Genomic DNA, 8,105 nt, shown 5'->3' with positions numbered 1-8,105 from the left:
GGGGTGGGCGTGCCGGTCGGCGGGGTGACGCCCGCGAACTTCACCGAGTACTTCGCGAAGTCCCAGTCGCTCTGCGCCACGCTCGAACAAGTACCGGACGTACGGCCCCCGTTGTCGGGCGGGCTGCACTGCCTGTCGCGGTTTATCGCCCAGAAGGTGAAGCGGTCCATGTGGTGGCTGGTCGCGTAGTCCAGCACGGTCTGGAAGTCGGCCTGGGTGAAGATCTCGCCGGTGTCGCTGCGGCCGTTCATGCCGGAGAAGCCCTCGTGGGCGTAGGCGGTGGCCTCGTCCCAGCCGAAGGTGGACTGGAGGATCGAGTTGAAGTTGGTCAGCGCGCTGGTCTGGCTCGCCGCCCCGTTGAAGCCGCCGTCGAAGGGCATGATGGAGAAGTTGTTCGGGGTGAACCCCTGCGACTTCGCCTCCAGCAGCATCTGCTTGCCGAACCAGCCGGTGCCGTCCGCCGTGCCGGCCGTCGTCACGGAGACGTACAGGCCCGGGTTGTTCTGCTGGAGGATCTTGGCCGCGCCGATCTCGTTCTTGATGGCCGCGGTGTTCTCGTACTCCGGCTCCTCCAGGTCGAAGTCGATGGCGTGCAGGCCGTACTTGGTGATCACCTGCTGGTACGCCGCCGCCGTGGACGCCGCGTCCGCGCAGGCCTGGCCGAGCTTGGTGCCGCCGTAACCGCCGATGGAGACGGACACATCGCCGCCCTTGGCGCGGATCGCGTCGATCGTCGACTTCACCGCGGTGTCCGAGGAGACGGGTGCCGTACCGTCCCAAGTGGGCGAGCAGCCACCCCCGTTGGGGGCGAGTACGAAGGCCAGCTGGAACGCCTTGAGTCCGGTGGCGTCCATGATGGCGGACGCGTCGGGCGGGTCGTTGTCCAGCGGCATCAGATAGGGCGCGGCCGCGTACCAGCGGTTGCTCAGGGCGTCCTGGGCAGTGGCGCCCGAAGCGTTGGCGGCGACCAGGGCGGTGGTGCCCGCGGCGGCGAGCACGACGGCGGCCGCCGCGCTCAGACAGGCGTGAAGACGTCTCACTGCGTGCCTCCAGAGGGTGGGGAGAGACCCGGGTGGGGGAGGAGCCCCCACCCTCCGGGAGCTGTTGCGGCCACGTCAATAAGTTGGCCTAGACCAACCTGCTCTTTGGACTAGACCATACGATCCCTTTACCTTTTGTCGACCAATCGCAGACCGAAGCCCCGGTCCAGCGGCAGGCTCGCCGTGGTGATCGTCGTGACCCGGGTGGCCGGGTCGAACGACCAGGCGGAGCGGGGCAGTTGACGCCCGTCCAGCAGCACCCGCGCGGGCGCGGAGCCGCCGTGCACGGTGAACCGGTACGTCCGGGCGGTCACCTTGCCCCGGTAGGCGCCCTTGCTCGCGCCGACCGACACGGTCGTCCGGTGCGCGTCCCGGTGCAGGGAGACCCGCTGGGCGGCGGCCGCGCCCTTGGCGAAGTCACGGGTCACGCCGTCGTCCTCGTACAGCGTGTAGTGGCTGGTGCCGTGGGCCGACGGATACAGGTCCCAGTCCAGCTCGTGCCGGTCCCGGGTCTGCCAACTCGTGGTGCCCTTCGGCCACATGGGCACGATCGCGCCCTCGCGCACGAACAGCGGGAGCGTGTCCAGCGGCGCGTGGTAGCCGTTGACCGTGGTCGGGCCGTGGTAGGTGCGGCCGGTCCAGTAGTCGGTCCAGGTGCCCTTGGGCAGATAGATCCCGTCGCGGGTGTCGGAGTCCTGGTAGACCGGCGCGACCAGGAAGTCCGGGCCGGACAGGAACTCGTACTTGGCGCTCGCGCCCAGGGTGCCCGGGTCGTCCGGGTACTCCAGCCACAGCGGACGCACCGCGCCCACACCGCTCTTCGCCGCGTCGGCGGAGAGGGTGTACATGTACGGCAGCAGCCGCTCCTTCAGCTGGAGGTACTTGCGGTTGATGGAGGTGTACGGCTCGCCGTCCAGCCACGGCTGCTGGTCCGCGGGCTTCTTGGTGGTCAGGTCGGTGGCCCAGCCGTCCATGGTCATGATGGCCGGCAGGAACGCCTTCCACTGGAGGTCGCGGGCGTACATCTCGGGGTCGTGGCGGTAGATGCTGCCCACGTCGCCGGTGTCGTAGGCGATGCCGGACATCGTCGCCCCGGCATACGTCGGGATCTGCCAGCGGATGTAGTCCCAGGACAGCTGCTGGTCGCCGCTCCACAGCACCCCGCAGCGCTGGGCGCCCGCCCAGGAGACGGGCAGCCACACGAAGCCGCGGGCGTCGCTGTTGTCCTCGATGCCCTTCTTCGCCGCGTCGCAGGCGTCCAGGGCGAACCGGTAGCCGTTGCCCACCCAGGCCACGTCCAGTTTGGCCACCCGCTGGCCCGCCTTGACCTGCTCGGCCAGCTTGTCGATGCCGTCCTGTGTCCACAGGCCGAGCTGGGCGTTGTGGTCGTTCAGGCCCTGGGCGGTCTGCTGGAGGTCCTCGTAGCCGCAGCCGTAGCCGTCGTTGACCAGCATCCAGCCCAGCGGCATCTGGTGCTGGGTGTAGCCGTCGGCGACCTTCAGCGCGTCCAGGGTGTGCCGCTCGCCCCGGTTGGCGTTGTGCAGATAGCAGTCGGAGTCGCCGGGCTCCAGGCCGTAGACCGGCGGCATGAACGGCTTGCCCACCAACTTCGTGTACTTGCCGATCACATGCTTGGGGTCACCGAGGAAGTAGTAGGCGTCCAGGCGCCGTTCCTGCTGCCCGGTGGTCACCGGCGAGTCGAAGGTGTACACGCCCGGCGCGAAGGTGTTGCGGAAGACGCCGTAGCCCGCGCTGGAGAGGTAGAAGGGCTGGGAGTTGTTGTAGCCGCCCTCGTCCCAGTCGAAACTGTTGGACACGTACATCGTCTGCCCGCGGTGCGAGAAGCTGCCGTTCTGTTCGCCGCCGCCGAAGAACTGCTCGTCGGCGCCGCGGTCCAGGCTCTGCCGCATCCCGCCGGTGGACCAGCGCAGCGGCTTGTCCTCCTGCCAGATCCGGGTGCGGTTGTCCGCCTTGTACAGCCCGAACCGCAGCGGCTTCTTGTACACGCGCAGCACGGCCCCCGGCGCGCGGATGCCGTAGTAGTCGCCCGCGTCGAAGGACGAGGTGTGCCGGTCCGTGGCCGGCTGCTTGCGCACGATCTCGGTGCCGGCCGGATCGCTCAGCGAACCCGACGGGTCCGCCTGGAGCCGGAGTTGACCACCGGTCAGGAAATCGGCGCGCGCCGTGAGCTGTCCGGCCCGGATCGTGTAGCTGCCGTCGCCGCCCGAGAAGGACGTCAGATCGCCGGCGTCCTCGGTCGCGGGCAGATACGCCGTGCCGGTGAAGGAGTTGTCGTGCACGTCGTACGGCACGACGACCACGTGGTACGTCCCCGACGCCCGCGGGATCACGGTGGCCTCGGGGTCGGCGGTGCCCGCGCTGGAGGCGACCTGGGTGCCGTGGTCGTCGTACACGTACAGGTCGAAGTCGTCGGTGGGGTGCTCCCACGTGACGGCCAGCGGGACGCCGCCCTCGGGGTTGTCGTTCCAGTAGCCGGCCGGTACCGAGACGGACAGGTCGAAGCGGTCGCAGACCTGGTTGCCGGGGTCGGCGCCGGGGGCGGGGCAGTCCTTCGGATCGCCGACGGTGCCCTTGGGGTAGACGGGGCTCTGCCAGCTGACACTGCTGTGGGCGGGGTCCAGGACGGCGCCGGTGGCGGCGGCCGCGGCGGGCGCCGGGACGACCAGCGCGGTGCCGGCCAGGGCGGTCACCAGCCCCAGCGGCACCCAGGCCGGCCACGGCACCCGGTGTCGGAGTCTTCGCACGGCGGAACAGCTCCCCTCGCGTCGGTGCGGAGTACATGAGCGTGCGTGGAAGTGCTTGAAGATGCTCGAAATCAAGCAACTTCACGCACGAAGACTCGAAGGAAGCACAGGTTCATGTCAATACCGCGGGCGGATCCGGAACGCCTTCCGGGGTGGCGCGGGCGCGCATGACAAAGGGCCGGACCCCGCCCTCGGGCGTGGTCCGGCCCCTCGGCCGCGGTGTCTCAGCCGGCCTGTTTGCGCAGCACGATCTGGGTCTGCGTGGTCTGCCCGACCAGTCGGTCCCGGTCGTCGCGCAGCTCCGTCTGCACCACGATGAGGGTGCCGCCGAGATGCAGCGGCCGGGCCGTGGCGTGGACATGGCCCGAGGTGAGCGCGCGCAGGAAGTTCGTCTTGGACTCGACCGTGGAGGTGCCGGCCGCCCCCTCGGGCAGATTGAGGTAGGCGCACACCGCGCCCACGCTGTCCGCCAGCGCCATCAGCGCCCCGCCGTGCAGCGCGCCACCGGCCGTGCACACCTCGGGCGACCAGGCGAGCGAGCCCACGGTGCGCTCGGCGGTGGCCTCCCGCAGCTCGATGCCGAGACCGGCCGCGAACGGCATGGTGGCCAGCAGCTCGGCGGGCTCGGAGTGGGACGTCATGACGTACCGCCTTTCATGAGGGCCAGGATGATCGGGAAGTCTGCCAGCCGGCGCCTTCCGCCGCGGCGGAACGGGGAGTTCACGAGGGGGCGGCCGACCCCGCGCCGCCCTGCGCGCCCTTGACAGGGTCCGTCTGTTTCGCCAGTTTTGAGCAGCGGCGCACGGCGGGGGACCGGGCGCCCACAGTGCGGCGGGAAGGCGGGGGAGCCGAGTGGAGATCACCGTCCACGGAACCGGCGAGCTGACGCCCGGGCAACACCGGGCCTGGCACGAGGCGATGGACTCCTCGCCCGCCTTCGCCAACCCCTTCCTTGCCCCCGAGTTCGCTCTCGCCGTCGGCCGGCACCGGGCCGGGGCCCGGGTGGCGGTGCTGCGCGAGGACGGCCGGGATGTGGGCTTCCTGCCGTACGAGCGGGGGCCGTTCGGCATCGGCCGGGCGATCGGACTCGGGCTCTCCGACTGCCAGGCCCTGGTGCACCGGCCCGGAACCACCTGGGACACGGGCGAGTTGCTGCGGGCCTGCGGGCTGAGCAGCTTCGAGTTCGACCATCTCGTCTGCGAGCAGCGGCCGTTCGAGCCATATGTCACCGGCACCTTCGCCTCACCCGTCATCGACGTACGGCCCGGCGACGGCGACTACCCCGCCTGGCTGCGCGGCACCTACCCCGGGCAGGCGAAGACGACCCTGAAGAAGGAACGCCGCCTCGGCCGGGACGTCGGCGAGGTGCGCTTCGTGTTCGACGAGCGCGACCCCGAGGCGCTGCGCACCCTCATGCGCTGGAAGTCCGCGCAGTACCGCAGAACCGGCCGCATGGACCGGTTCGCCAGGCCCTGGATCGTCGCCCTGGTCGAGGAGCTGTCCCGCCTGCGCGCACCGCACTGCACCGGGGCGCTGTCCGTGCTCTACGCCGGGGACCGCCCTGTCGCCGCCCACTTCGGACCCCGGTCGAGCACCGTACTGGCGGCCTGGTTCACCGCGTACGATCCCGCACTGCGCCGCTACTCACCGGGGTTGATGATGCATCTGCGGACCGCCGAGGCCGCCGCCCGGCACGGGGTCGCCATGGTGGACCTCGGACGCGGCGACAAGGAGTACAAGGACTGGCTGAAGACCCGCGAACTACGGGTCCAGGAGGGCTTCTTGACCCGGCCGCACCCGGTGGCGCTCGCCCACCGCCTGTGGCGCGGGCCCGCGCGCGGCCTGCGCAACACCGTGCTGGCCCACCCCCGGCTGCGCGAACCCGCCGACCGGCTGCTGCGGACGGCGGGCGCCCTGCGCACCCGCGCTCAGGGCCCCGCCGGCCCGTGAGGGAACGAGGGCACGAAACAGGCGGACCCCTACGGGCACGCCCGCGCCAGAAGGCCGTCGCGCGCTACACGGAGGGCCCCGCGACGCTGCGCAGCGACACCGCCGAGGACGGCGCCGCCGGGAGACAGGCCCCCGTGGTCCGCGTCCACCAGTCGGCGCCGTCCTCGATGTAGCGCAGCAGGATGCCCTCGCGGATCGCCCATGGGCAGACGACGGCCCGGCGCAGCCCCATCAGCTTGAGCGCCGTGTGCCCGACGACGGCACCGGCCAGGCTCTGCGCGGCACGCGGCGCGGAGATACCGGGCAACTGGGCACGCTCGGCGGCGGGCAGGGTGGCCAGGGTGTGCGCCGCCTCGCGCAGGTCCCGGCGGCGCAGCGCGCGCGGCTCGAACGGCCCGAACCGTCCCGGCGCGGCCCCGCACAGCCGGGCCAGCTGCTGGAACGTACGGGAGCTGACCGCGGCGGTGCGCGGCGACTCCCACCGTATCCGCGCCGCCACATCCCGCAGCTCGTGCCGGATCCGGCGGCGCAGCTCTTTCAACTCGCCCGCCCCGGGCGGATCCTGGACGTCCAGGTACTCCCGGGTCAGCCGGCTCGCGCCCAGCGGCAGCGAGGCCGCGAAGTCGGGCAGCCGGCCCCGCCCGAAGGCCACCTCCAGCGAGCCCCCGCCGATGTCGAGCAGCGCGAGCGGGCCCGCCTTCCAGCCGAGCCAGCGGCGCGCCGCGAGAAACGTCAGCTCGGCCTCGGTCTCACCCGGCAGGGTGCACATCCGGATCCCGGTCCCGGCCACCACCCGCTCCAGCACCTCCGCGCGGTTCGGCGCGCCCCGCACCACCGCGGTGGCGAACGCCAGCGGGCCCGCGGCCTTCCACCGCAGCGCCGTGTCGCCCGCCTCGGCCACCGCCGCCACCAGCCGCTCCACCGCCTCCTCGGCGATGGTGCCGTCCGGGCCGACCTGTTCGGACAGGCGCAGCTTCCATTTGACGGTGTGCACCGGCAGCGGAACACCCCCCTCCACATCGGCGATCACCAGTCGCACCGTGTTCGATCCCGCGTCCACCACACTCACACGCATGGCCGGGTCCGTACCCACTCCGTCGGCCGAAACGCCTGCGTCCGAGGGGCGGTCGTGCGCACACCACACCCCGGCGGGCGGCGCCCGGGGCACTGACGGCACCCACCGGCGCGCGACGGCGGAGGCGGCCGCCCCTGTCCGGATCCGGGCCCCACCCGGCGCCCTTGGTCCGCCGCTGTACTTGGATGGTCGTCACCACTGTCGGCATGGGGAGCGGCACATGACCGGTACGGCAGCGACCAGGGTCCTGGTGATCGGCGGCGGCATCGCGGGCAGCGCCGCCGCACTGGGCCTGCGCCGCGCGGGCTTCGACGTGCGCGTGTACGAGGCGCACTCCGGCGCGGACCAGGACATCGGCGCCTTCCTCACCCTGGCGAGCACCGGCATGCGCGCCCTGGCCCAGCTGGACGCCACCCGGGCCGTCACGGCCATCGGTTTTCCGCTGACTTCGCTGCGCCTGCTGGACGCGGAGGGCGCCGAACTGGCCCATGTCCCGCTCGGCGAGGTCGCCGAACCCGATCTGCGCTACCGCTGTCTGCGCCGCGGCGAGCTGAACTCCGCGCTCCAGCAGGAGGTTTCGGCGCGCGGCATCCGCCTCACCCACGGCGCCCGGCTGACCTCGGTGACCGACGGGCCGTACGGCGTCACCGCGCGCTTCGCGGACGGCACCACCGCCACCGGCGACCTGCTCATCGGCGCCGACGGCCTGAACTCCGCCGTCCGCCGCGCCCTCAGCCCCGGCATCCGGCCCGGCTACGCGGGACAGCGCGTCTTCTACGGCCGTACCCCCGGCGCCCCGGGCACGGTCGGCAGCGGCGTCATCACCATGGTGCGCGGCAGCGCGAGCGCCTTCGGGTACGCCGAGGCGCCGACGGGGGAGACGTACTGGTTCGCACGCGTCGGCGGCGACCCGCTGCCCGAACGGGGGCCGGGCGCGCGCAGCGCCGTACCGCGCGAGGAACTGCTGCCCCTGCTGCGCGCGGACACCACACCCGCCGCCGCGCTCGTGGCCGGCTGTCCGGGCCCCGTGATGGTCACCAACGCCACCGAGATGCCGCTCGGCGCCCGCTGGCACACCGGCAGGGTGCTGCTCATCGGCGACGCGGCCCACGCGGCCTCCCCGGCGACCGGGCAGGGCGCCTCCACGGCGCTGGAGGACGCGGTCGTCCTCGCCAAGGCACTGCGCGATCTGCCGGACGCCGCACGGGCGTTCGGGGCGTACGAACGGCACCGGCGCCCGCGCGTGGAGCACAACATCACCGGCAGCGGCGGCAT

At 72.2% G+C, this 8,105-nt stretch carries 6 protein-coding genes; 2 read left to right on the top strand and 4 right to left on the bottom strand.

What is annotated here, in order from left to right:
- The 3 genes from CCN72_RS29290 to CCN72_RS29280 all read right to left on the bottom strand — a co-directional run.
- The coding region (locus CCN72_RS29290) for a glycoside hydrolase family 18 protein (protein ID WP_208638133.1) at positions 1 to 1,040 on the bottom strand (1,040 nt) is incomplete at its 3' end.
- 128 nt (positions 1,041 to 1,168) lie between these two features.
- Complete coding sequence (locus CCN72_RS29285; protein ID WP_425276182.1) at positions 1,169 to 3,340, bottom strand: glycoside hydrolase family 31 protein; 2,172 nt, start codon at positions 3,338 to 3,340, stop codon at positions 1,169 to 1,171.
- Positions 3,341 to 4,029: 689 nt separating this feature from the next.
- Positions 4,030 to 4,446, bottom strand: a complete 417-nt coding sequence (locus CCN72_RS29280; protein WP_086810978.1) for a PaaI family thioesterase — start codon at positions 4,444 to 4,446, stop codon at positions 4,030 to 4,032.
- A gap of 211 nt (positions 4,447 to 4,657) precedes the next feature.
- On the opposite strand from CCN72_RS29280, the gene CCN72_RS29275 reads away from it, so the two are divergent.
- Positions 4,658 to 5,755 (top strand): GNAT family N-acetyltransferase, encoded by a 1,098-nt coding sequence (locus CCN72_RS29275; RefSeq protein WP_086810976.1) that lies wholly within the window; start codon positions 4,658 to 4,660, stop codon positions 5,753 to 5,755.
- Positions 5,756 to 5,819: 64 nt separating this feature from the next.
- Here CCN72_RS29275 and CCN72_RS29270 read toward each other — a convergent pair whose 3' ends face one another.
- Complete coding sequence (locus CCN72_RS29270; RefSeq protein ID WP_086810974.1) at positions 5,820 to 6,830, bottom strand: Ppx/GppA family phosphatase; 1,011 nt, start codon at positions 6,828 to 6,830, stop codon at positions 5,820 to 5,822.
- Between the two features lie 220 nt (positions 6,831 to 7,050).
- On the opposite strand from CCN72_RS29270, the gene CCN72_RS29265 reads away from it, so the two are divergent.
- Positions 7,051 to 8,105, top strand: a 1,055-nt coding sequence (locus CCN72_RS29265) for an FAD-dependent oxidoreductase (RefSeq protein WP_107430180.1), incomplete at its 3' end; no start/stop codon positions are given.

It is taken from the genome of Streptomyces murinus (genome assembly GCF_002154555.1).
GTDB lineage: Bacteria > Actinomycetota > Actinomycetes > Streptomycetales > Streptomycetaceae > Streptomyces > Streptomyces murinus.
This window is presented reverse-complemented; position numbering and strand designations above follow the sequence as displayed.

Excerpts from the sequence above, each read along its gene's own strand:
- CCN72_RS29280 (WP_086810978.1), bottom strand. The coding sequence starts at position 4,446 with ATGACGTCCCACTCCGAGCCCGCCGAGCTGCTGGCCACCATGCCGTTC.
- CCN72_RS29270 (WP_086810974.1), bottom strand. The coding sequence starts at position 6,830 with ATGCGTGTGAGTGTGGTGGACGCGGGATCGAACACGGTGCGACTGGTG.